Here is a 24,785-nt window from a genome sequence, read left to right as displayed (position 1 = left end):
CTCCCACGGTCTGTACTGTTGCAGCAGTCAGATGCGAACTGTTCGTCCCACCACCCCTTCAAGTCTAACCATACAAGCGAATTCATTCGCGAAGGGGCCAGTTGCGCTGCCTTTGTATCGCTTGGGATACTGCCTTCGCGAGTGCAGTGAAACGCCATCGCGGGAGGCTTCCGCGATGGCGTTTCTGTCAAGACAGCGCTTTTGACGCCAACCAGAACAGTGCGGCCGACAGGGCCACCGTCGCTGGCAGGGTCAGCACCCAGGCCAGGAGGATGGTGCGCACAGTGCCGCCTTGCAGGCCGCTTTTGTTGGCGACCATGGTGCCTGCGACGCCAGAGGACAGAATGTGTGTCGTGGAAACCGGCAGGCTGAAAATGTTGGCCGCCGCAATGGCGCACGCTGTGGTGATCTGCGCCGACATGCCTTGTGCGTAAGTCATGCCTTGTTTGCCGATCTTCTCGCCAATGGTCAGCACGACGCGTTTCCAGCCGACCATGGTGCCGATACCCAACGCCAGCGCCACGGCCAGAATCACCCAGAATGGGGCGTATTCAGTGGTCGCAGTCAGGTCTTTGCGCAATTTATCCAGATCCGATTTTTCACGTGCGCCGAGGTTTGGCAACTTGGCGACCTTGCGTGCGGTGTCGTCCAGGCACAGCAAGTAGCGACGTACTTCGATGCGCCGCTCGGGAGTCAGAGAGTGGTAATCGGCCACGCCGGTGAGGTTGTCGAGCAGCGCAGCAATCGTCGGTTCGGTTTGTTCCGGGTTGCAGCTGGAGCTTTCCGGCAGATCACCTTTTTCCGCTTTACCCAGCGCCAGGTACTCGCCCAGAGTGCTGTTGTTGCGCTGATAGAACTGACTGAGGTGCAAGGTTGCATCACGGGTACGTTCGATCTGGTAAGTGGTGCTGTTCAAGTCCAGTACGAACTGGCTTGGCACGATACCGATCAGGACCAGCATGATCAGGCCGATACCTTTCTGACCATCGTTGGAACCGTGCACGAAGCTCACCGCCATGGCGGAAATCACCAGAACCAGACGGTTCCAGAATGGCGGATGCTTCTTGTCGTCGAGCTTGCGACGCTGTTCGGGCGTCTTGTGCATCTTCGACAGTGGTCGCCACCATTTAAGTCCGATCAGGACCAGCGCAGCAACGAGGAAGCCCGCCAGTGGCGAGAAAACCAGCGAGGCGCCGATATCGATCGCTTTTTGCCAGTTAACCCCGTCTGCCAGCGGAATGTCGTTGATCAGCGCGTTCGCCAGACCCACGCCGAGGATCGAGCCGATCAGCGTGTGAGAACTCGATGCCGGAATACCGAAATACCACGTGCCCAGGTTCCAGGTGATCGCTGCTGCGAGCAGCGAGAACACCATGGCCAGGCCGTGGCCGGTGTTGACGTTGATCAGCAGTTCAACCGGGAGGAGGTGAACGATGGCATAGGCAACGCCGACCCCGCCCAGCAGCACCCCCAGGAAATTGAAGATCCCGGAGAAGAATACGGCCAGATGCGGCGGCATCGCTTTGGTGTAAATGACTGTCGCCACCGCGTTTGCGGTGTCATGAAAGCCGTTGATGAACTCGAAGGTGAGGACGAAAGCCAGGGCGAGCAGCAGGCTCACAAGTACCCAGGCATCTAGTCCGCTGAATAAATCGATCATGAAGGTTTTCTGACCCGGTCTGAAGGGGGCGGGATTATGACAGAAAAAATACAGATCGATGTGTCGACTGCCGATTGGTATCGCCGATTATCTAAATTTTATCCTCGGCGAAGCCTCCTCATTGATAAGTCAAGAGGATGTTGGAGCCATTTGGCAGTCATGCAAAACAATTGGCCGCTCTGAAAAATCTGCCCGGGCCATCAGAGGTAGCCCGGTTCCCAGAGCTGAAGGGTTATCCCTCTTCGCTCAGGTCTTTTTCCATTTTTTGCAGTTCTTGCTTAAAGGCCTGATCCAGAATGCTGGCCTTCTTGCGCCAAGGTTTGCGTTCCGGCTCTGGTTGAGCGGCGTAGGTGGTGATTTCGCCACCGTAAACTTCCTTGTAGCGTTGTTCCTGGCGCTCAAGTTCCGCGCGCAGTTCATCTTTGGTCACTTTGTTACCTGATCAAGTCAAAATTAATCTGGCGTTATCGCTGAGCGGCTTGATAGTCCACACAGGGTCTTGTTCAGAGACTGCTGAAAGGCTTCCGCCAAACAAATTCTGAACCAGACCATGATCTGAACATCCAGCGGCTCGCGGCTACGGACACCAGAAAACATAATTGTCGTAGCGACAGTGGTTTGAGTTGCGAGTGCAGTGGCTACTTTGGCTGGAAATTCCTTCGCGAGGATAATGCTTTGGCAGCATTGCTGCGGTGCCTCGATCCTGTGGTATGCCTGGGCATGGCGCCCGGTACTGCAACCACTGCGAATCGTTATTACGAGCCAAGTGGCAGGTACTATCTCCAAGAACTTCCAATCAGTCAACTATATGTGCAGTTGATTATGAAAAGACTTCTGTAAAAGACTTTTCTTGTACGACAGTTCCGAAGTTTCAGTGAGTGACATACGACGTAACTTTGATGTCCTCAATATTGACGCTAATAGACAGAATTCTGACGGCATAGTTCGTTGCGACATGGGGCGTATGTGCAGAACAAGCGATATTTGTGACAGAAGCACGCATGAGGAGAACACAAACCGTCGATTTGTGGCTTTTCGATATCATGCATAGGGGAGAAGCATGCGGGAATAAAAACGGCCTCGCTTCATGGGCAAGGCCGTACCTTGGACTTCTCGTGGGTACCTGACCAGTATTTCCAAGAAGCCACTTAAGGCTATGTAAAGGTATAAGTATCTTTGCGATGGGTCAATTGCGATTATCGGCCACTTGTTCGATAATCGCCCAAAGTGGCTTGGATGCTTTCCGCTAAAAAGTCGCGGAAAAGCGTGGAGGCTGCGATTTATATGGCCTGACAGGGTTCACCGAGGTACTGGCAATGAATGATGAACTGCGTAATTCTTTTGCTTCGTTGGCACCACCGATCGTGGCATCGCCCGCCAAGCGGATTCAGGCACTGACCGGCGACCCGGATTTTATGACTTCGCTGGCCAGAGGGCTGGCGGTGATTCACGCTTTTCAAGAGCGCAAACGGCATCTGACCATTGCCCAGATCAGCCATCGCACGGAAATTCCGCGAGCGGCGGTAAGGCGTTGTCTGCTGACGTTGATCAAACTTGGCTATGCAACGACGGATGGTCGAACCTATTCGCTGCTGCCGAAGGTGCTGACGCTCGGCCACGCTTATCTTTCGTCGACGCCGCTGGCGGTATCGTCTCAGCCCTATCTGGACCGGATGAGCGATCAGCTCCATGAAGCCTGCAACATGGCGACCCTGGAGGGTGAAGACATTCTGTATATCGCTCGGTCCGCCACTACGCAGCGTCTTATTTCAGTGGACCTTTCGGTCGGCGGCCGACTGCCTGCCTATTGCACGTCCATGGGGCGCATCCTGCTCTCGGCGCTGGACGATGTGACATTGCGCGAATACCTTGACCATGTGGACCTGCAGCCCAAGACCAGCCGGACGATTCGCTCGACAGAAGCGCTGTTTGAATGTCTTCAGCAAGTCCGTCAGCAGGGGTGGTGTATCGTCGATCAGGAGTTGGAGCAAGGATTGCGCTCGATTGCGGTACCGGTCTATGACGCGTCCGGTCAGGTCCTCGCAGCACTTAACGTGAGTACCAGCGCAGGCCGTGTGGCCAGAAGCGAGCTGGAACAGCGTTTCCTGCCCATCATGCTGGATGCGAGCAGGGATTTAAGTACGCAATTGTTCACCTGATAGCACGCTGAATTTGTGCGATTAACGAACGAATAATCGATTATCGGATTGTTTGGCCTCAGGCCCCGGCATAACCTCAAGTCCATTCCAGCGTAGCCCATCTACGCTGTTCATTGGATGCAATTTGAGTTCGGGAGCACCTCATGGCTGAAATTCTTTCTCTACGCGACGCCGTGAAGCAATTGGTCAACGATGGCGACACCGTTGCGCTGGAAGGCTTCACCCATTTGATCCCCACGGCCGCAGGCCACGAAATCATTCGTCAGGGTAAAAAAGACCTGACGTTAGTGCGTATGACGCCGGACCTTATCTACGACCAGTTAATAGGCGCAGGGTGTGCGAAGCGTCTGATTTTCTCGTGGGGCGGTAATCCTGGAGTCGGCTCCCTGCATCGTTTGCGTGACGCCGTTGAAAAGCAGTGGCCACACTCGATGGAAATCGAAGAGCACAGCCATGCCGACCTGGCTAACGCCTACGTCGCTGGCGCATCCGGTCTGCCATTCGCTGTGTTGCGCGCTTACGCCGGTTCCGATCTGCCCAAGGTCAATCCGCTGATCAAGACGGTAACCTGCCCATTCACCGGCGAGGTGCTCGCGGCAGTGCCCGCAGTGCGTCCTGATGTGACAGTGATTCATGCGCAGAAGGCCGACCGCAAAGGCAACGTGCTCCTGTGGGGCATCCTCGGTGTGCAGAAGGAAGCCGCTCTGGCTGCCAAACGCTGCATTGTCACTGTGGAAGAGATCGTCGACGACTTGAATGCGCCGATGAATGCCTGCGTGCTGCCGACCTGGGCACTGAGTGCTGTTTGCCATGTGCCCGGTGGTGCTCATCCGTCCTACGCCCACGGTTACTACGAGCGCGACAACCGGTTCTATCAGGCCTGGGACCCGATTGCCCGTGACCGCGAAAGTTTTAGCGCATGGATCAAGGAATACATTCAAGGCACCGCGGACTTCAGCGAATTCCAGAGCAAGTTGGCCAGCGCTTCGGAGGCAAAATAATGACTTACACCACCAGTGAAATGATGACAGTGGCAGCGGCTCGTCGTCTGCGTAACGGCGCGGTCTGCTTTGTCGGTATCGGTCTGCCTTCCAAGGCCGCGAATCTGGCGCGTCTTACGTCCTCACCGGACGTCGTGCTGATTTACGAGTCAGGTCCGATTGGTGCCAAGCCTAGTGTGTTACCGCTGTCCATCGGCGATGGCGAACTTGCAGAAACGGCTGACACGGTTGTGTCCACCAGTGAGATATTCCGCTACTGGCTGCAAGGCGGTCGCGTTGATGTGGGGTTTCTTGGCGCTGCCCAGGTTGATCGTTTCGGCAACATCAACACCACGGTGGTCGGTGATTACAACAACCCGAAGGTACGTCTGCCAGGCGCAGGCGGCGCGCCGGAAATTGCCGGGTCCGCCAAGCAGGTCTTGATCATCCTCAAGCAATCCGCGCGTGCTTTCGTCGACAAGCTGGATTTCATCACATCGGTTGGCCATGGCGAGGGTGGTGATTCTCGCAAGCGTCTTGGATTGCCTGGCGCAGGGCCGGTCGGGATTATTACTGACCTGTGCATCATGGAACCGGAAGAGGGCACTAACGAGTTTGTGGTGACTACCTTGCACCCCGGCGTAACCCGCGAGCAGGTTATTGCGGCCACCGGTTGGGAACTGCGTTTCGCCGAAAACGTCGAGTACTCCGCCGAGCCAAGCGAAACAGAGCTTGCCGCTCTACGTGATCTGGAAGCCCGGACCGCTAAAGCGCACGGCCAAGCACCGGGAGAAGCATGATGCGCGAAGTATTTATCTGCGATGCGATTCGTACCCCCATTGGCCGCTTTGGCGGTGGGTTGGCCAGCGTTCGCGCGGATGATCTGGCCGCAGTGCCGATCAAGGCGCTGATGGAGCGAAACCCTTCGGTCAACTGGAACGAAGTGGACGAAGTGTTTTTCGGCTGCGCTAACCAGGCCGGTGAAGACAACCGCAACGTAGCGCGCATGGCTGCGTTGCTGGCTGGCCTGCCGGAGACGATTCCCGGCGTCACCCTTAACCGTCTGTGCGCCTCGGGCATGGACGCCATCGGTACGGCATTTCGGGCGATTGCTGCTGGCGAGATGGAATTGGCGATTGCCGGTGGTGTTGAGTCGATGTCACGCGCGCCCTTCGTTATGGGTAAAGCCGATGCTGCGTATTCCCGCAACATGAAGCTGGAAGACACCACCATTGGCTGGCGTTTCATCAACCCTTTGATGAAAGAGCAATATGGCGTCGACTCCATGCCACAAACCGGTGACAACGTCGCCGATGATTTCAAGATTTCTCGAGCCGATCAGGACGCTTTCGCCCTGCGCAGCCAACAGCGCACTGCCGCTGCTCAGGCTGCGGGCTTTTTTAAAGAAGAAATCACCCCAGTACGCGTTGCCCATAAAAAGGGTGAAACGTTGGTGGAGCAAGACGAACATCCACGCGCTGACACCAGCCTGGAAACCCTGGCCAAACTCAAGCCGGTCAATGGTGCGGACAAGACCGTCACCGCCGGTAATGCGTCTGGGGTCAACGACGGTGCCGCCGCGCTGATTCTGGCGTCTGCCGAAGCGGTCAAAAAGCATGGCCTGACGCCCCGGGCACGCATTCTCGGCATGGCCAGTGCCGGTGTAGCGCCGCGCGTCATGGGCATCGGCCCGGTGCCTGCGGTGCGTAAGCTGGTGGAGCGCCTTGGCCTGGCAGTAAGCGATTTTGATGTGATCGAGCTCAATGAAGCCTTTGCCAGTCAGGGCCTGGCGGTTCTCCGTGAGCTAGGGCTGGCCGATAATGCACCGCAAGTGAACCCCAACGGGGGCGCCATCGCCTTGGGTCATCCCTTGGGCATGAGCGGCGCACGACTGGTGTTGACCGCCCTGCATCAACTGGAAAAAAGCGGTGGTCGTCGAGGTCTGGCGACCATGTGCGTCGGCGTAGGGCAGGGGCTGGCGCTGGCGATTGAGCGCTGAGACCGAACATCACTGAATACAGTCACCCAGCTTTTTGATGGCCTCCACGAAAAAGTCATCGTGGACTGTTGGAGCGAGGCTTGCCCGCGAATCAGGCGATGAGGAGTTTCAGATACACCGCGTTGTTGTTCTTCGCGGGCAAGCCTCGCTCCAACAGAAAATTCATGAATTCGCGCCATCCTCAATGGCGCCCACCACCCCACAATGGAATTCTATAAAGCTGCTTGTTGTCCCAAAACATGTTACAGCTTATGTCCTGGATGACTGTTCAGCTTTAATGGGGAAAAATAATGACAACCACGCATTACACGGGTGAAGAACGCAGCAAAAGGATCTTTGCGATTGTGGGCGCCTCCTCAGGCAATCTGGTCGAGTGGTTCGATTTCTACGTCTACGCTTTCTGCGCCATCTACTTCGCTCCGGCGTTCTTCCCGTCCGATGATCCTACCGTTCAGTTGCTCAATACCGCAGGCGTGTTCGCTGCCGGGTTCTTGATGCGGCCTATCGGTGGCTGGTTGTTTGGGCGGGTGGCTGACAAGCACGGCCGCAAGAACTCAATGATGATTGCCGTACTGATGATGTGCGGTGGCTCGTTGATGATTGCCTGTTTGCCGACCTACGCAACGATTGGCGTGTGGGCACCGGCTTTGCTGTTGCTGGCGCGACTGATTCAAGGCTTGTCGGTAGGGGGCGAGTACGGCACCACGGCGACGTACATGAGTGAAGTGGCGTTGCGCGGCCAGCGAGGCTTTTTCGCCTCGTTCCAGTACGTGACGTTGATCGGCGGGCAACTGCTGGCGGTGCTTACCGTCGTAATCATGCAACAGTTTCTCAGTACTGAAGAGCTGCGCGCCTACGGCTGGCGCATTCCGTTCGTGATCGGTGCGGTTGCAGCGGTGATCTCGCTGCTGTTGCGTCGCTCGCTTGAGGAAACCACCACTGCTGAAATGCGTCAGGACAAGGACGCCGGGAGCATCAGCGCACTGTTTCGCGATCATAAGGCTGCGTTCATCACAGTATTGGGCTACACCGCAGGCGGCTCGCTGATTTTCTACACTTTCACCACGTACATGCAGAAGTACCTGGTGAACACGGGTGGCATGGATCCCAAGACCGCCAGTTACATCATGACCGGCGCTCTGTTCCTGTACATGTGCATGCAGCCGCTGTTCGGCATACTGGCGGACAAGATCGGTCGCCGTAACTCGATGCTGTGGTTCGGCGCTCTGGGTACGCTTTGTACGGTGCCGATCCTGATGACATTGAAAACCACGACCAGTCCTTTCCTGGCTTTTCTGCTCATCACCTGTGCGCTGGCAATCGTGAGCTTTTACACCTCCATCAGCGGTCTGGTGAAAGCCGAAATGTTCCCTCCGCAAGTTCGTGCGCTGGGAGTCGGTCTGGCGTACGCAGTGGCTAACGCGGTATTTGGTGGCTCCGCAGAATTTGTTGCACTGAGCCTGAAAAATCAGGGCATGGAGAACAATTTCTATTGGTACGTGACGATCATGATGGCCGTCGCGTTTCTGTTCAGCCTGCGCCTGCCCAAGCAACCGGCGTATCTGCATCACGATCACTGATAAATCACTTTCTCTGACTCAATAAAAAACCCACCGATGAGGTGGGTTTTTTATTGAGTCGCTTATCAGAACAGGGGTCAGAACAACTGAACTGTTGGCTTCTCTTTGTCGATCGGTTTGGCCTGTCCGGTTTGCTCATACCAACCACCGCCGAGGGCCTTGTACAGGTTGACCTCGCTGGTGAGTTGAGAGAGACGGTCGGTGATCAGCGATTGTTGTGCGCTGAACAGCGAGCGTTGAGCATCAAGGAAGGTCAGGTTGCTGTCGATACCGATCCGGTAGCGACGCTCGGCCAGACGGTAGTAGTCCTGGTTGGCGTTGACGAAATCACGCTGGGCTTGCAACTGCTCGTTGTAAGTCTTGCGCGAGGCCAGGCCGTCAGAGACTTCCTGGAAGGCGGTCTGAATCGCCTTCTCGTAGTTGGCGACGCTGATCTCTTTCTGGATTTTTGAATAATCCAGGCTGGCGCGCAGGCTACCGGCGTTGAAGATCGGAATGTTGATGCTTGGCTGGAACAACCAGGTTCCCGAGCCGCCGTTGAACAGGCCGGAAAGATCCGGGCTGATCGTACCGGCATTGGCTGTCAGGCTGATGCTAGGGAAGAACGCAGCACGGGCCGCGCCAATATTGGCATTGGCAGCCTGCAAGGTGTGCTCGGCTTGCAGAATATCCGGACGACGCTGCAGCAGGTCAGAAGGCAGGCCCGCTGGCAAAGCGCTCAACAAATCGGCACTCAAAGGCTGAGCCGGCGGCAGATTGTCCGGCAAGTTGGTGCCCAGCAACAGGGTCAGGTTGTTCTGATCCTGAGCGACCTGACGCTGGTAACGCGCCAGAGCAACTTTGGCGCTTTCCACCGAGGTGCGTGCCTGGCTCAGATCCAGCGCCGACGAGACGCCCACTTCGTTGCTACGGGAAGTCAGACGCAGACTTTCTTCGTAGGTCTTGAGTGTTTCTTCGGTCAGCTTGAGCAGTTCTTTATCGGCCTGCCAGGTCATGTAGGCATTGGCGACGTTGGCCACCAGGCTGATCTGTGTGCTGCGACGTGCTTCTTCGCTGGAGAAGTAAGTCTGCAACGCTTGCTCGCTCAGGCTGCGAACCCGGCCGAACAGATCCAGCTCATAGGCACTGACGCCCAGCGTGGCCGAATACTGGCTGGTAATGCCTGATTGGCCCGTGGTGGACATATCGGCTGGCAACCGCTGACGGCTGCCGCTGCCATCAGCAGAAACAGCCGGGAACAGATCAGCACGCTGAATGCGGTATTGCGCACGATAAGCATCGATGTTCAACGCCGCGACACGCAGGTCGCGGTTGTTGACCAGCGCCGTCTGGATCAGCTGTTGCAAGGCCGGGTCATGGAAAAACTGACGCCACCCCTGTTCGGCTGCCGCGACGTTCGCCGCTTCAGTCGGCGAGTAAGCCGGACCTTGCGGGTACTGCGCCGCGACCGGAGCCGCAGGTTGCTTGTATTCAGGGATCAGCGAGCAACCACTGAGGATGACCGCAGTGACTGCCAGAGAGATCAGGGACTTGCTCATTGGCCAGCCTCATCGTTTGAGATTTGTTTCTCGTGTTCCTTGTCGTACTTGCTCTTGAACATCGACGACACGGCAACGTAGAACATTGGGACCCAGAAAATTGCCAGGACGGTGGCGGTGATCATACCGCCGATTACGCCTGTACCGATTGCGTGCTGGCTACCCGAACCGGCACCGCTGGAGATCGCCAGCGGTACCACGCCGAGGATGAACGCCATGGAGGTCATGATGATCGGGCGCAGACGCATGCGGCAGGCTTCCATCGCCGCATCCACCAGACTCTTGCCCTGTTCATGCAACTCTTTGGCGAACTCGACAATCAGGATCGCATTCTTCGCCGCCAGACCGATGGTCGTCAACAAGCCAACCTGGAAGAACACGTCGTTGGACAGGCCTCTCAGACTGGTTGCCATAAGGGCACCGATGATGCCCAGCGGTACAACGAGCATGACCGCAATCGGAATCGACCAGCTTTCATACAGTGCTGCCAGACAGAGGAACACGACCAGCATCGACAGGGCATACAGCGCAGGTGCCTGAGAGCCGGACAAACGTTCTTCGAAGGACAGACCGGTGAAGGAGTAACCGATACCTGCTGGCAGTTTCTTGGCAATGGCTTCGACTTCGGCCATGGCTTGACCCGAGCTGTAACCCGGAGCCGGTGTACCGAGAACTTCCATTGCTGCTACGCCGTTATAACGCGACAGCTTCGGTGAACCGTAAATCCACTCGCCTTTGGCAATGGCAGACAGCGGCACCATGGTTCCGGCGTCGTTACGCACGTACCACTTGCCCAGATCTTCGGGGGTCATACGGCTGGCCGCTTCACCCTGCACGTACACTTTCTTCACCCGACCACGGTCGATGAAGTCGTTGACGTAGCTGCCACCCAGTGCGATGGACAAGGTCTGGTTGATGTTCGACAAAGTAATGCCCAGGGCACTGGCCTTCTCGTCATCGACGGTGAGCTGATACTGCGGCTCATCACCCAGGCCGTTAGGGCGTACGCCTGCAAGAATCTTGCTTTGCGACGCCATGCCGAGGAACTGGTTACGCGCTTCCAGCAGCTTGTCGTGGCCTACACCGCCCTGGTCCTGCAGGTAAACGTCGAAACCGGTAGCGTTACCCAGTTCCAGTACCGAAGGTGGAACTACGGCGTACACCATCGCATCCCGGAAGGAGAAGAAGTGTGCCTGAGCACGCTCGGCGATCTTGAATACGGTGTTTTCCGAGTCACGCTCGCCCCACGGTTTGAGCATGACGAACGCGAGGCCCGAGCTCTGACCGCGACCGGCGAAGTTGAAGCCGTTGACGCTGAACACCGAGTTCACGCCTTTGCCTTCACCGTTCTCTTTGTCGAGCAGGAAGGTACGCATATCGTCGATGACTTTCTGCGTACGCTCTGCGGACGAGCCCGCCGGGGTCTGAACCTGAGCAAAAATCACGCCTTGGTCTTCTTCCGGCAGAAACGCACTCGGGATGCGAGTGAACAGGAAGATCATGCCCGCAACGATGAGCAGATAGACGCCGAACGCTGGCAGCTTGTGAGTCACCATACGCTTCACGCCGCGCTCATAGCTGTTTACGCCACGATCAAACGTGCGGTTGAACCAGCCGAAGAAACCTTTTTTCGGTTGGCCGTGTTTTTCCGGATCGATCGGCTTGAGCATGGTGGCGCACAATGCCGGGGTGAAAATCAGTGCTACCAGAACCGACAGGGCCATCGCCGAAACAATGGTGATCGAGAACTGTTTGTAAATAACCCCTGTAGACCCCCCGAAGAACGCCATTGGCAGCAGTACCGCCGAGAGCACCATGGCGATACCCACCAATGCGCCCTGGATCTGGCCCATGGATTTCTTGGTCGCCTCTTTGGGCGACAAGTGCTCCTCGGCCATGACCCGCTCGACGTTCTCCACCACCACGATCGCATCGTCCACCAAGAGTCCGATGGCCAGAATCATGCCGAACATGGTCAGGGTGTTAATCGTGAACCCGAACGCTGCGAGGATGCCGAACGTACCCAGCAGTACCACCGGAACCGTCATCGTCGTAATGACGGTGGCGCGGAAGTTTTGCAGGAACAGGTACATCACCAGGAACACCAGCACGATCGCTTCGATCAGGGTGTCAACAACCCCCGAAATCGATTCGGTCACAGTTGGGGTGGTGTCGTACGGGTAAACCACTTTCATGCCAGGCGGGAAGAAAGGTTCCAGGTTTGCGACAGTGGCGCGAATTGCCTTGGCGGTGTCCAGAGCGTTGGCGCCGGAGGCCAGTTTGATCGCCATACCAGAAGCCGGGTTGCCGTTGAACTGGGCATCAATGCTGTAGTTCTGGCCACCCAGCTCAATACGAGCCACGTCACGCAGACGTACTTGCGAACCGTCGGTGTTGACCTTGAGCAGAATGTTGCCGAATTGCTCAGGGGTTTGCAGACGCGTCTTGCCAATAATCGTAGCGTTCAGCTGAGTGCCGGGCAGGGCGGGCAGACCGCCCAGTTGGCCGGTGGCGATCTGTACGTTCTGTGCAGAAATCGCAGTGCTCACATCAACCGGTGTCATCTGGAAGTTGTTGAGCTTGGCCGGGTCCAGCCAGATACGCATGGCGTACTGCGAACCAAACACCTGGAAGTCGCCCACACCGGAGGTCCGGGAAATCGGGTCCTGGATGTTGGAAACGATGTAGTTGGACAAGTCTTCCCGGGTCAGACCGCTGCCATCTTCGGCGACCAGGCCGATAACCAGCAGGAAGTTTTTAACCGACTTGGTAACGCGCAGGCCCTGTTGCTGTACTTCTTGCGGCAGCAGCGGGGTGGCGAGGTTGAGCTTGTTCTGGACCTGAACCTGAGCGGTATCCGGGTTGGTACCCTGATTGAAGGTCACAGTGATGGTCATGCTGCCGTCGGAGTTACTGTCCGAGGAAACATAACGCAGGTTATCAATACCGTTGAGCTGTTGCTCAATGATCTGAACCACGGTGTCTTGCACAGTCTGCGCCGAAGCACCTGGGTAGGTAACCTGGATATCAATAGCCGTAGGGGCAATGGCCGGGTACTGGTTGATCGGTAGTTTCAGGATCGAAAGCGTACCCACCAACATGATCACCAGGGCTAATACCCAGGCGAAAATGGGGCGGTCGATAAAGAATTTAGACATCGGTTACTCACCTTTGCCAGTGGCGGCAGGGGCGGACTCAGCGGACTGGGCTGGCGTGAGGTTGGTCGCTTCCTTGACCGTCACTTGCGCGCCTGGCTTGACGAATTGCAGACCTTCAGTGATGACGCGATCACCCGGTTCCAGACCTTTTTCGATCAACCAGTAAGCGCCTGAAGTACGGTTGGCGATGAGTTCACGCTGCTCAACCTTGTTGTCTTTGTTGACCACTAGGGCAGATGGTTTGCCGCGCATGTCACGGGTCACGCCTTGCTGTGGAGCAAGGATGGCTTCGCTTTTCATGCCCGCCTGCAACTGAGCGTGAACAAACATGCCCGGCAACAGGGTGTGATCAGGGTTCGGGAACACTGCGCGCAGGGTCACGGAGCCAGTCGCCTGGTCTACCGACACTTCGGAGAATTCCAGTTTGCCCGGCTTGCTGTATTCGCTTCCGTCTTCAAGGGTCAGCTTGACCGTTGCAGCGTTGTCACCGGCTTTCTGCAGCTTGCCGGACTCCAGGTCGCGACGCAGCTTGAGCATCTCGGTGGAAGACTGGGTCACGTCAACGTAGATCGGGTCCAGTTGCTGGATCGTCGCCATGGCGTTGGTCTGACCGCTGGTAACCAGTGCGCCCTCAGTCACATCGGAACGCCCGATACGGCCGGAAATAGGGGCCATTACCTTGGTGTAACGCAGGTTGATCTGCGCAGTTTGCAACGTGGCCTGCGCTTCCTGGCTGGAGGACAGCGCGGTGTCGTATTCCTGACGGCTTACGGCTTGCTCGTTGACCAGTTGCTTGTAGCGATCAGCAAGAGACTTGGCCGATTGCAACGTCGCCTTGGCGCTGTTGGCCGTGGCTTCGTACAGCGCTGGATCAATCTGATACAGCTGCTGGCCAGCTTTCACATCGGCACCTTCTGTAAACAGGCGCTTGAGAATGATGCCGTTGACCTGTGGCCGTACTTCGGCGATGCGATAGGCCGTGGTGCGGCCCGGCAGTTCCGATGTCAGGGTGTAGGGTTGAGCTTTGATGGTAACGACGCCGACCTGAGGAGGTGCAGCTGCAGGAGCTGCGGCTTCTTCCTTTTTACTGCATCCACTGAGCAGTGTTGCCAGGGCGACGGCAGTGACCAGTACGGTAACAGCTGGCTTGAATTGCATGAAGATCCTCGGGTCAGGAGCCTGGGTGCTCAAGAAAAGTGAAAGGGTGTGGAAAATTCTGGCTGGATAAGTAGTAGGCTAATGAATATACTTACGTTCACGGTTGTTTGTAAATACCCAGTTCTGCGTCTGTAAGCCGCGCCTGCTGGGGATTGCAGGTTCGGGACAAGGCAATACAAATGCCGCCCGGTTTTGCTTCAGAGCCACATGATTCGTGGCGTGCGGCATTTTCAATGAGGTTTTACTGCCATGGTCCGTCGTACCAAAGAGGAAGCTCAGGTTACTCGTAGTCAGATTCTCGAGGCCGCTGAGAAAGCGTTCTACGAGAGAGGCGTTGCGCGTACGACTCTGGCGGATATCGCATCCTTGGCGGGCGTGACCCGCGGCGCAATTTACTGGCACTTCAGTAACAAGGCGGATCTGGTGCAGGCGATGCTCGACAGCATCCAGGAACCACTGGAAGAGATGGCCCTTGCAAGCGAAAGCGAGGACGAGGCCGATCCGTTGGGTTGCATGAAAAAACTGCTGATTCATTTGTTTCATGAAATTACACAGGACCCGAAAACGCGGCGCATTAATGAGATTCTGTTTCATAAATGCGAATTCACCGATGAAATGTGCGACTTTCGCCAGCAGCGTCAGGTCAACGCACTGGAGTGCAATGACCGGATCGGCCTGGCGTTGAGCAACGCCGTCCGTAAAGGGCAACTGCCTGCAGATCTGGACACCGTCCGTGCGTCCATCGCCCTTCATGCCTATATCGACGGCATGCTCGGCCAGTGGCTGCTGGTCCCTGACAGCTATTCCCTCAGCGACAGGGCCGAGAAATGGGTAGATGCCGGTCTGGACATGCTGCGCCTTAGCCCTGCACTACGCACCTGAAACTTCTGTCAGATTCCCGCCCAGCGGCTGTATCTTCAGTGAAGCAGGCCGTGACTGCCCAGTCATTTTACCCAATGCTTACAAATTGGCGTAATGCCACTATCGCTTTTGGGCATTAAAAGCGTGCGGCAGAGGCTAAATTTGTAGGATTTGAGTAGGACGCTTCTTGAAGTGTGTAGCTGATTTCCCAAATTGATTTCCCCGTATTGTTCCTCCTTGAAACTCCCTTCACTCTTGCGTCGCATTCTTGTTTATGGAAGACCGGGAGAATAAAAACGTGTTGCAAACCGTATCTGAAGCACAAGGGATTCTCGGAAGGCTCAAGTACCAGGCGGACCAGTTTCTGACCGACGCTGCACAATGCAGACCAGCCGCCCGACTCGGGCTCATGACCACGTTGTATTTCAAGCAAGGCCACACGCCGAAGACCCGGCAACGGGTCGAAGAATGTTTCACGCATTTTTACGATACGTTTCGGTCCGTACTTGATTGGCAGTCCTACCAGCGGCTTCGAAAACTGTCGCCCAGCAGTTTCTCCATTTGTCGGAGGCAGGTGCTCGATAGCTCGCCGGACGAGCCGCTGCTGTGGTCGATTTCCAGCGCCAGACCGGTGGAGGCTGCAACTCACTGCATGTCGGTGATGGCGCCGCCCGAGAGTCAGGCGGCGACCGATCATTCTTGCCTGAAAATGCTGCTGCCGTGGTCCTTATTGATGGACCGGGACGGTGCCAGGGTTTATGAGGGCTGGGTCAAATACCTGTGCAATCAGATCGAGGCCGAGCATGGTTACGGCGGGCTGGTGTGTGTTCTGCCCGGTGATGGTCTCAGGTACCTGCCATTGGAATACCGGTTGGCGCAGGACTACATCGGCCTGATGGTCGACGCCGGGCCGCACATGGAAAGCCTGCGCTTGCTGGATCGTATCAAGGGCGTCAGTTGGTACAGCATTCTGGGAAACCGTTTTGTTAGTCAGTTGGGAGGTAGCGACCGGTTGCGCAGGGTACTCAGTGCTCACAGTGATGTCGTTTTTCAAACCTATGAAAGCGGCCTGATGATTCGCGCCGGTGTTCTACCGGCGTTGGGTGGCAAGGGCGAGGGCCCTTCGAATGCCTACATGGTGGTCAATAAAGTGCTCAAGCCAATCCGGGTGCAGGACACAGGTTGCCTTCATCCATGCCCGGGTCGCGGCATCGGTTTTACCGAGCAATCTACCGCGCAGTGGTATGCACGCTTCGACGAAAAACCCATGGCCTCGGTGCGCGCAGGTCAGCCTTGCCCGCAGACTGGGCACTGGTTCAGCAGCGCCATGGCGCGCTCCCGGCGTTTTTTCAACAAAGGTGACGTCATGCCTGCTTTCGAGCACCTTAAAGCCGAACGGACGCAGTGGTTCTGGACTGATGTCAGCGGCTAGCGAGATGGCGCTGACGACCCCTTTCTCATGAATGATTCTGCATTAGCAGGCGCTTGACTAAGCTTTGCGCAGACCTATAAAAAGAAGGGGCCAGTCATGCAGTTTTCGCCACGCGGTATCGGTGTTGTCCTGGGGTTTCTATGTTCTGCCTGGCTTGGTCAGGCAGGGGCTGGCGTCGAAAGCCCTGAGCAGGGGCCAGCTGCCAGAGCGCTGCTGGAGAAGGCTGTGACCCGCTATCAGGAGGCCGGTGACAAGGCATTTGCCGAATTCAGTCGGCAGGGCGAGTTTGTTGATGGCGAGCGCTATGTGTTCGTCGTCGACACCCACGGCGTCATGCTTGCCAGCGGTGGGCCTTCAGTGGTTCTGATTGGCCGTGATGTCTCCCAGGTGCTTGAGCCCGATCTGCAAAAAGCATTCAAGGATGTGTTGCACACCCCTGAGAGCAAAGGTATCCAGCAAGCCGAGTATCGTTGGCAAAACTGGGCTGACGGCAAGGTTGAGCGCAAGAGGGTTTACTTCCAGCGGATTGGCGAGCGCATCCTTGCGGTGGGTTATTACGTGCCTCGAGCATCGCCTGAACAAGCCAGAGCGTTGCTGGATAAGGCGGTGAGCGAACTCGGTCGTGACCAGAAGGGCACTCTCACCGCAATCAACAGCCTGCGAGGAGGATTTCTGCAGGATGACCTGTACGTGTTTGTCGTCGATCTGCACAGCAAGCGTTATGTGGCGCATGGCACCAATCTGCGGCTGATCAATACCGACTTTCGCAAGGTAAAAGACCCTGAGGGCAAACCCGTTGGCGAACCGATGCTCGCGCTGATTGAAAAGCAGGACGCCGCCGAATACGAATACCGCTGGCGAAACCCGGTAACCGGCAAGGTGGAAAACAAGCATGCGTATGCGCGCAGGGTTGGGGATTACCTGGTGGCGGTGGGGTATTACAGCCAATAAGCGCCTGAGCTCTCGTGTGTGCAAGCCTGAATGCTCGCGGCTAAAGCCGCTCCTGCGATGACCGTAGGACCGGCTTTAGCCGGGAGAGCTCCAGCTCAGTCGCTGCATCATCTTGAAGTAAGAGCCTGTCTCAGAACCAAGCTATTACTCCCTCCCTCGCAGCAGGTTATCCGGCATCGCCAGCGCGGCAGCCAGGCCCAGCAGTGAGATTGCAGCGCTGACGGTCATCAGGTGGCGGAATGTTATCGACAGTTGATCGCGCAGGATTTGCAGAGCCGGGCCGCTGGCGGCGTTGAGACTGTCCATCAGCACATTGCCGGATGCGCCTTCACCACCAATTGAACCCGTACCTGCCAGCCCCACACCACCGAATTCGTTGCCTTGCAGCATCGCCAACAACAGTGCCGACATCAGTGCTACGCCTACCGCGCCACCCAGGGAGCGGAACAGGTTAGTGGTGCTGGTCGCCACGCCCATGTCGTGCTTGGCCACCGAGTTTTGCGTCCCCACCAGTGATGTCGGGAACTGCATGCCGCTGGCGATTCCCGTCAACACCATGAACAGGCTGGTCAGCAGCAACGATTGCGGGTCGGTAAACGCCATGCCGAGAATCGCCATCGGCATCAACATCGCGCCGGTGAGGATCATGGGCTTGTAGCGCCCGGTCAACGAAGTCCGACGGCCTGCAAAGAAAGCGCCCATGGGCATGCCAATCGCCAGTGGTAAAAGGTGCAGCGCGGCGCTGTCGGCACCGCCGCCGGTGACCGTCTGATAACGCAGCGGCACCAGCACGATCAGTGAAATCGCCTGGAAGCTGGTGAAGAAAATCGTGCACCAGCAGAGCACTGCGCTGCGGTTGGCGAACAGATGCATCGGCAGCAACGGTTCGACTGCACGGCGCTCGTACCAGGCGAAACAGATCAGCGCCAGCAATGCGACACCCAGCAGTGTCAGCACCTGCTGATCCCGCCAGCTGTGACCCTGGCCTATTTCAGTGATACCCAGCAACAGCGCAGTCAGGCCGACAATCATCAGCACCGTGCCCAGGTAATCGATGATGGGTTTGCGTTGCGGGACAGGCAGGCCGAGCAAGGTGCGTTTGGCAAACCACCACGCGATCAACCCCATTGGCAGATTGATCAGGAACACCCAGCGCCAGGACAGATACTGGGTCATGACCCCACCCAGTACCGGTCCGGCCACACTGGCCAGCGCATACATGCCGCTGAAATAGCCCTGATAGCGGCCTCGCTCCCGGGGCGGTACCAGGTCACCAATGATTGCCTGACTGACTGAAACCATGCCGCCTGCGCCAATCCCTTGGATGACCCGCGCAAGCACCAATTGCTCCATGCTTTGCGCCATGCCGCAGAACAACGACGCCAGAGTAAAAAGGCCCAGCCCGAAGAGCATCAGTTTGCGTCGGCCATACAAATCGCCCAGCTTGCCGTAGATAGGCACGGCCACGGTCAGGGCCACCATGTAGGCGGAAATCACCCAGGCCAACAGGTCGAAATCATTGAATTGGGTTGAAATGGCAGGGATCGAGACGGCAACAATCGTCTGATCCAGCGCGCTGAGGAATACGGCCATCATCAATGCGTATAGGACGCTACGGATTGAAGGCGTGGTGTGGGGAAGACTGGTCAAGGCAGAACCTGATCGACAGTGATGTCCGCCGAATGCCGACGGGGAGTGCAATCAGTCTAAGCCGATAGCTCCCTAATCGATAGCTGCCTTATGCATTTCTGGTGACTTAAACGCTTCAGCGTTACCTCATCGCAATGCGCTGAATGTCGCATTGCTGGGGACGCAATGACCGAAGCTGCAAGTCGCGACTTGTGGCGTTTGACGAGCCAGTTCGTTGCGATAGACACCCGCTGCATACACCGCGATGACGGCACTGATACTCAAGACTGTGACGCATTTTTTTATTTTTATGTTCATGTCGCTTTCCTCGTTCCAACTACTTGGCAGTTCAGGAAGGATTAAAGCGAGTGTAGGGCAGGGGCGCTGGAGTCGTAGGACAGAATTGATCTATTGGATATGGCGTATTGCCTTAAAAGTTATAGCGTCTTTAACCATCAACCACTTTCCCCTGTAGAAGTCGTTCCGGTGTCTCTTACCCCTCGCTGTCGCTAAGCAAATGGATGACCCGGTAGGAGCCAACTTGTTGGCGAGACGTCGGGCCTGCATCGTGAGAAATGCCGTTTCGCCAACAAGTTGGCTCCTACAGGGTCTGCGTTTCAAATCCATTATTGAAGTGATGTTTGATGGGCGCGGACGAGTGTGTAGCGAGCAGCACTAAACAGTTGCCCGCAACCTCGCCAGATCCCGAAGCGGCGGGGCGCCGAACAGGCGGCTGTATTCACGGCTGAATTGCGATGGGCTTTCGTAGCCTACCTTGTAGCCCGCCGCCGACGCGTCGAGCCCATCTGCCAGCATCAAGCGTCGTGCCTCCTGAAGCCGCAACTGCTTCTGGTACTGCAACGGACTCATTGCCGTTACGGCCTTGAAGCGATGGTGCAGGGTTGAAACGCTGAGGTTCACCTCCCTGGCCAGTTCTTCAATGCGCAAGGGCTCGGTGAAATTCTGGTTGAGCCACCGAATCGCCTGGGTCACGCGATGAGTCTGGCAACTGGTGATGGCGATTTCGTAAAGACGGTGACCCTGGGGGCTGCGCAAAAGGCGATAAAGGATTTCGCGTTTGATCAGCGGCGCAAGCATCGCGATGTCTTTCGGGCTGTCGAGCAAACGTGACAGACGTAGCACTGCATCCAGCAGTTGGGTGTCGATTCTTTCTATATAAAGGCCGCGTCCGCTAGGTCGGGTCGGAACACTCATCGGCCCGGCTTCTGCGATCAGCGCATTGATATCCGCGGGGTCGATGTCCAGTCGCAAGGCCAGATTCGGATTTTCTGGCGTCGCGTGAAGGATTCTGCCGCTCAGTGGCAACGCCACGGACAGCACCAGATAATTCAGGGGATCGTACGTGTAGGTCTCATCGCCGAGGCGCACTTCCTTGCTGCCGTGGGCGAACAGGCACAGTGCGGGCTGGACCAGGCTGGGCAGCGATTGCGCCGGGCTTTCATAGCGCACCATGTGCAGCGGCGAAATAGCCGTCTGGAACGAGCCTTCGGTAGGGGCGAACCGGCGAACCAGATCAGCCAGCTCGATTCGCTGCTTCTCCAGGTCCTCGCTGAGCGGTTCTTTGAGTGGCTGGAGTGGCTGCATGGGCGAGTCCTTTAATCCTTTATTGATGTGCTCAGCTTATTTTTGTGCAAGCCAAAGCACTACCCGATTCCTGCGAGATGATTGCCTGATCCTGCCAAGGTGCGTATTCCGGGCTGCTAAAGCGGATCCAGGATTGCCTGGTGCTGCGTGGGAATTCTCTTTGCTGATCATCTTGCTTCTGAGGGGTTTTTCACAGCGCTGCAGGATCAGGCAAGAAGCCAACAGTAACTGACTAACGACCATTGCGCTAAGCCTCTAATCTCGGTTCCTGTCGCCGCACCCCTGATAATCATCCTGCAGACAAAGGAGCCATGACCATGCCTCAGTCATCACCCGTGAGCCATCTGGTTTTCGCCCGCGCCAGGACTGGTCAGAGCGAACAACTGGGCGAGCGCCTGCGCTGCCTGATCGAGCCTTCACGCACGGCCGACGGTTGCTTGAGCTTCGCGTTAAAGAACTCGCAGAAGGACCCTGATCTGTGGCTGATTTCCGGCTACTGGACCAGTGAGGATGCAATGAACCGCTGGCTGACCACCCCCGAGTTGCAAGTGTTCTCCGATGTCATGCAGACCTATATGGTCAGCAGCCTGGATTTCCATACTTTCGCTACGCAGGCTGAAGCCGAGCAGCTGATGCAAGCGGTTTAAGCGCTGTCGGTTTAGAATCCCCTGCTTTAAGTCACAGGCAGGATCTGCAACCATGGCACGTAAAGAACTCAATGGCTTCGAAGCCGTTTCTGCAGTTGTTCCGGGCGAGGGTGGCTACAGCGCCGCCATTGCAGTAAAAGGCCTGGGGGCCGGTGGTGCGCCGGTATTCAACCGGGTGCTGCCAGAGCAGAAATTCAAGACCGCCCATGAAGCCGACGTTGCAGCCAGTGCCGAGCTGAACCGCTTGATCGACATCGATGCTGAGGGCGGCCTTTCATTTCAGGCTCATTGATCAGGCTTTGGGACGGTGCATCTTGAACAGCGCTTCAGGGCCTAGCTGGAAGTAATCCGCCGGGCCGCCGCCACGCAGAATCGGTTCGCCCGCTGCGGTGTCGTAAATCCCGTCCTTCAGCAGCGATTTAGCGATATGCACCGCTACTACCTCGCCAAGAATCAACCAGCTGGGCACGACTTCCTTGTCGGCACGCTGTAACTGGATGATCTGGGTCACCTTGCATTCGAACGAAACTGGCGTCTCCTTCACGCGCGGCACCGCCACGATTTGCGAGGCCAGTGGCGTCAGGTTCGCCAGTTCGAATTCGCTGACATCCGCAGCAACCGGCGCGCAGCTCTGATTCATGGCTTCGGCCAGCGAGCGCGTGGCCAGATTCCAGACAAACTCGCCGGTCTGCTCGATGTTATTAAGGCTGTCTTTGCGGCCAACGCTGCAAAAGCCAATGATCGGCGGGATGTAGTTGAAGGCGTTGAAAAAGCTGTACGGCGCCAGGTTCAGCTTGCCGTCAGCATCCTGGGAAGAAATCCAGCCGATAGGGCGGGGGCCCACGATGGCGTTGAACGGGTCATGAGGCAGGCCGTGGCCGAGAGAAGGTTCGTAAGAGTAGATATCGTCTGACATGGGCTAATCCTGTTGGCCTGCGCGGCGCATGAAAAGATGCGTCTATAGTGCCTGACAATTTATAGCGCCTGACAGTTTCGCGTGGTTCAAAAACGATTAAGCCCGGCACTGGGCCGGGCTAAAGGGAACACGTCGAGCTGTTATACCCGACGGTTTGCACCTACGCGGTCTGCGCCATCAGCGGCCAGACGATTAGCACCCACATGGTCAGCGCCGTCGGAGGTCAGACGATTTGCACCAACACGGTCAGCACCGTCTTCAGCCAGACGATTAGCACCTACATGGTCTGCGCCATCAGCGGCTTGGCGATTAGGACCTACGCGATCAGCACCGTCTTCAGCCAAACGATCTGCGCCGATCTGGTCAGTGTTGACGGCGGCCTGACGGATGCTGCCAACGTTAGTGTGTACGGAACCGCCTTCAGCAACTGTCAGCGTCGAAGACTGCTCGATTGCATTAGTGTGATCGTTGCCTGGCAGGCTAGGCATTTGTGGTGAAGCGAAAGCGCTCGAAGCCAGAACAGAGAAGGCAAGACCAAAAATCAGTGTGTTGGTTTTCATGATTGTTACTCCAGTAATCGAATGGGTTGTCAGTTCGGTATGGAGTGAATGCTACGCGCCTCAAATTTATTCAGAAGTGAATAGCAGTGCTAACGACCATCGCTATAAATGATAGTAGGCGGGAGAGCGCGATTTTCGGGCTTTGCAGGTCTGCTTGCCTCGGAGTGGTGCAATTCTCTGAAAAACTTTGTAATAAACCCACTTGACAAAATTATATCGTCATTATTATTGCCATTTTCGCGGGGTTTTTAATCAGGAATTGCACTGATATCGCCAGTGTTAGTTGCGAGTCGCTCTCATTAAAAAGGGCAGACACACTGAATGTGGCTGCCCTTCATCATTACCGCTGATATGAATCTCAGTCAGTTTCAATCCGCGAGTGCTTGCGGGTGTCCTTCATGAACACATAAACCAGCAGCGAACAGGCGATACAGGCGGTGACGTACCAGTAGTAACCGGTTTCCATGCCAATACTCTTGAACCACAGCGCGATGTATTCAGCGGTGCCGCCAAAGATCGAGACGGTCAGTGCGTAGGGCAAACCTACACCCAGGGCGCGAATCTCGGTCGGGAACAGCTCGGCTTTTACCACTGCGTTAATCGAGGTGTAGCCACTGACGATGATCAGCGCCGCCATGATCAGGAAGAACGCACCCCACCAGGACTGGATCGTGTGCAAGGTGGTCAGGATCGGCACCGTGCACAACGTACCCATCACACCGAAGGCGATCAGGATTGGCCGACGACCGATCTTATCGGATAGAGCCCCCACCAGCGGTTGAATCACCATGAACAGAAACAACGTGGCAGCCGAGATAGTGGTCGAGTCGCTGATGCTCATGCCGACCGTGTTCACCAGATACTTCTGCATGTACGTGGTGTAGGTGTAGAAAGCCAGTGTACCGCCCATGGTCAGGCCGACCACGGTCATCAGCTCCTTGGGGTGGCGCATCAAGGTGCGCATCAGGCTTTCTTTTGGCTTTTCCTTCTTGGCGCGGGTGAACGATTCAGTCTCTTCCATGCCACGACGCAGGAACAGCGCAACCACCGCACAGAGTGCGCCGATCACGAACGGCACGCGCCAGCCCCACGAGTACAGTTGCTCGGTGGTCAGCGTCTGTTGCAGCACGATCAGCACGGCCAGTGCGATGAGCTGGCCGGAAATCAGCGTCACATACTGAAAGCTGGAGAAGAAGCCCCGGCGTTCCTTGGTTGCCATTTCACTGAGGTAGGTCGCCGAAGTGCCGTACTCACCACCGACTGAAAGACCCTGCAGCAAGCGGGCAAATACCAGAAGGATTGGAGCCCCGACGCCGATGACTTCATAGCCCGGGGTCAATGCGATGATCAGGGAGCCAAAACACATCAGCAGCACCGAAGCCATCAGCGCTGCCTTACGGCCCTTACGGTCGGCGTACAGACCCATCAGCCAGCCGCCAATCGGTCGCATCAGGAAGCCTACGGCGAAGATGGCAGCGGTGTTGAGCAGTTGTGCGGTGGTGTCGCCCTTGGGGAAAAAGGACTTGGCAAAGTACAGGGAGAAAGCAGCGTAGACGTACCAGTCATACCACTCGACCATGTTGCCGACCGAGCCGCTGAAAATGGATTTGAGACGGGTGGAGGTGGTTTTTTCGGCCGCTGGAGCGTTGGCCGACCCTTTGGAAGCAGAGTTGGGAATGTCCATCATATTCCTTGTTATTCATTGTTTTTGGAATGGCACGTCAATGCGCGCCTTGATATGGCTATAGCAGGAGCTGTGCCATATGAGGAAAGGCCGGTCTAGAGGGGGTCAGAGACGAGCTATGAGCGGAAATCCGCTTATTGATGGTGTTGGCGTAGGCGGAAAATTGCCGATGATTTCATCGCTAGCGCAAATCTCTGTAGGAGCTGCCGAAGGCTGCGATGGCGGTGTGTCAGGAAAAATGCTTCGCAGCCTTCGGCAGCTCCTACAG

21 protein-coding genes are annotated in these 24,785 nt (G+C 56.6%); 10 read left to right on the top strand and 11 right to left on the bottom strand.

Annotated features, from left to right (window positions below; translation table 11 throughout):
- Positions 1-187: 187 nt before the first annotated feature.
- Positions 188-1,660 carry an inorganic phosphate transporter gene (locus AO242_RS10205; RefSeq protein WP_099268605.1) on the bottom strand — a complete coding sequence of 491 codons (1,473 nt, stop codon included), beginning with the start codon at positions 1,658-1,660 and terminating at the stop codon, positions 188-190.
- Between the two features lie 232 nt (positions 1,661-1,892).
- Positions 1,893-2,090 carry a hypothetical protein gene (locus tag AO242_RS10200; protein WP_099268604.1) on the bottom strand — a complete coding sequence of 66 codons (198 nt, stop codon included), beginning with the start codon at positions 2,088-2,090 and terminating at the stop codon, positions 1,893-1,895.
- An 886-nt stretch (positions 2,091-2,976) separates the two neighbouring features.
- Here AO242_RS10200 and pcaR point away from each other — a divergent pair.
- The 5 genes from pcaR to AO242_RS10170 all read left to right on the top strand — a co-directional run bounded on the left by pcaR (position 2,977) and on the right by AO242_RS10170 (position 8,378).
- Complete coding sequence (gene pcaR, locus AO242_RS10195; RefSeq protein WP_027900611.1) at positions 2,977-3,819, top strand: pca regulon transcriptional regulator PcaR; 843 nt, start codon at positions 2,977-2,979, stop codon at positions 3,817-3,819.
- 143 nt (positions 3,820-3,962) lie between these two features.
- Positions 3,963-4,820: a CoA transferase subunit A gene (locus AO242_RS10190; protein ID WP_099268603.1), complete on the top strand. Its 858-nt coding sequence runs from the start codon at positions 3,963-3,965 to the stop codon at positions 4,818-4,820.
- Entirely contained in the window at positions 4,820-5,599 is a 780-nt protein-coding gene (locus AO242_RS10185) for a CoA-transferase subunit beta (RefSeq protein WP_027900613.1), read from the top strand. The genes AO242_RS10190 and AO242_RS10185 overlap by 1 nt, the downstream gene beginning before the upstream one ends.
- Positions 5,596-6,798 carry a 3-oxoadipyl-CoA thiolase gene (pcaF, locus tag AO242_RS10180; protein WP_176560603.1) on the top strand — a complete coding sequence of 401 codons (1,203 nt, stop codon included), beginning with the start codon at positions 5,596-5,598 and terminating at the stop codon, positions 6,796-6,798. The genes AO242_RS10185 and pcaF overlap by 4 nt, the downstream gene beginning before the upstream one ends.
- A gap of 290 nt (positions 6,799-7,088) precedes the next feature.
- On the top strand, positions 7,089-8,378 hold the full coding sequence (locus tag AO242_RS10170; RefSeq protein WP_099268601.1) for an MFS family transporter: 1,290 nt from the start codon (positions 7,089-7,091) through the stop codon (positions 8,376-8,378).
- Positions 8,379-8,455: 77 nt separating this feature from the next.
- Here the strand turns inward: AO242_RS10170 and AO242_RS10165 are convergent, their stop codons facing one another.
- Genes AO242_RS10165 through AO242_RS10155 form a run of 3 tightly spaced genes read right to left on the bottom strand, consistent with a single transcriptional unit; the run spans position 8,456 to position 14,232 of the window.
- Complete coding sequence (locus AO242_RS10165) at positions 8,456-9,916, bottom strand: AdeC/AdeK/OprM family multidrug efflux complex outer membrane factor (RefSeq protein WP_099268600.1); 1,461 nt, start codon at positions 9,914-9,916, stop codon at positions 8,456-8,458.
- Positions 9,913-13,074 carry an efflux RND transporter permease subunit gene (locus tag AO242_RS10160; protein WP_099268599.1) on the bottom strand — a complete coding sequence of 1,054 codons (3,162 nt, stop codon included), beginning with the start codon at positions 13,072-13,074 and terminating at the stop codon, positions 9,913-9,915. The genes AO242_RS10165 and AO242_RS10160 overlap by 4 nt, the downstream gene beginning before the upstream one ends.
- Before the next feature lie 3 nt (positions 13,075-13,077).
- Positions 13,078-14,232 carry an efflux RND transporter periplasmic adaptor subunit gene (locus tag AO242_RS10155; RefSeq protein WP_027900618.1) on the bottom strand — a complete coding sequence of 385 codons (1,155 nt, stop codon included), beginning with the start codon at positions 14,230-14,232 and terminating at the stop codon, positions 13,078-13,080.
- A gap of 249 nt (positions 14,233-14,481) precedes the next feature.
- Between AO242_RS10155 and AO242_RS10150 the strand changes: the two genes are divergently transcribed.
- From AO242_RS10150 to AO242_RS10140, 3 genes are all read left to right on the top strand, one after another.
- A complete protein-coding gene (locus AO242_RS10150) occupies positions 14,482-15,114 on the top strand; it encodes a TetR family transcriptional regulator (RefSeq protein WP_099268598.1) in 633 nt (210 codons plus the stop codon).
- A 277-nt stretch (positions 15,115-15,391) separates the two neighbouring features.
- The gene (locus AO242_RS10145; protein ID WP_257153407.1) at positions 15,392-16,525 is read left to right on the top strand and encodes a DUF3396 domain-containing protein; all 1,134 of its coding nucleotides are present in this window, start codon (positions 15,392-15,394) and stop codon (positions 16,523-16,525) included.
- 96 nt (positions 16,526-16,621) lie between these two features.
- Positions 16,622-17,476, top strand: a complete 855-nt coding sequence (locus AO242_RS10140) for a cache domain-containing protein (protein WP_099268596.1) — start codon at positions 16,622-16,624, stop codon at positions 17,474-17,476.
- Positions 17,477-17,620: 144 nt separating this feature from the next.
- Here AO242_RS10140 and AO242_RS10135 read toward each other — a convergent pair whose 3' ends face one another.
- The 3 genes from AO242_RS10135 to AO242_RS10130 form a co-directional block, all read right to left on the bottom strand.
- Entirely contained in the window at positions 17,621-19,126 is a 1,506-nt protein-coding gene (locus AO242_RS10135; RefSeq protein WP_099268595.1) for an MDR family MFS transporter, read from the bottom strand.
- 126 nt (positions 19,127-19,252) lie between these two features.
- Positions 19,253-19,423, bottom strand: a complete 171-nt coding sequence (locus AO242_RS29395; RefSeq protein WP_164581647.1) for a hypothetical protein — start codon at positions 19,421-19,423, stop codon at positions 19,253-19,255.
- A gap of 357 nt (positions 19,424-19,780) precedes the next feature.
- A complete protein-coding gene (locus tag AO242_RS10130) occupies positions 19,781-20,710 on the bottom strand; it encodes an AraC family transcriptional regulator (RefSeq protein ID WP_027898071.1) in 930 nt (309 codons plus the stop codon).
- A 317-nt stretch (positions 20,711-21,027) separates the two neighbouring features.
- Here AO242_RS10130 and AO242_RS10125 point away from each other — a divergent pair, with 317 nt between their 5' ends.
- Both AO242_RS10125 and AO242_RS10120 read left to right on the top strand, forming a co-directional pair.
- Positions 21,028-21,357 (top strand): antibiotic biosynthesis monooxygenase family protein, encoded by a 330-nt coding sequence (locus AO242_RS10125; protein ID WP_027898070.1) that lies wholly within the window; start codon positions 21,028-21,030, stop codon positions 21,355-21,357.
- 52 nt (positions 21,358-21,409) lie between these two features.
- Positions 21,410-21,649, top strand: coding sequence for a hypothetical protein (locus AO242_RS10120; RefSeq protein ID WP_099268594.1), 240 nt, complete (start codon positions 21,410-21,412; stop codon positions 21,647-21,649).
- Here the strand turns inward: AO242_RS10120 and AO242_RS10115 are convergent, their stop codons facing one another.
- The 3 genes from AO242_RS10115 to AO242_RS10105 all read right to left on the bottom strand — a co-directional run bounded on the left by AO242_RS10115 (position 21,650) and on the right by AO242_RS10105 (position 24,517).
- Positions 21,650-22,273, bottom strand: coding sequence for a flavin reductase family protein (locus tag AO242_RS10115; protein WP_027898068.1), 624 nt, complete (start codon positions 22,271-22,273; stop codon positions 21,650-21,652).
- Between the two features lie 140 nt (positions 22,274-22,413).
- The gene (locus AO242_RS10110; RefSeq protein WP_099268593.1) at positions 22,414-22,833 is read right to left on the bottom strand and encodes a hypothetical protein; all 420 of its coding nucleotides are present in this window, start codon (positions 22,831-22,833) and stop codon (positions 22,414-22,416) included.
- Between the two features lie 358 nt (positions 22,834-23,191).
- A complete protein-coding gene (locus tag AO242_RS10105) occupies positions 23,192-24,517 on the bottom strand; it encodes an MFS transporter (RefSeq protein ID WP_027898066.1) in 1,326 nt (441 codons plus the stop codon).
- Between the last annotated feature and the right edge of the window lie 268 nt (positions 24,518-24,785).

This window comes from Pseudomonas sp. ICMP 561, from assembly GCF_002699985.1.
Lineage (GTDB): Bacteria > Pseudomonadota > Gammaproteobacteria > Pseudomonadales > Pseudomonadaceae > Aquipseudomonas > Aquipseudomonas quasicaspiana.
The sequence above is the reverse complement of the archived record's forward strand: the minus strand, read 5'-3'. Positions and strand labels throughout refer to the sequence as shown.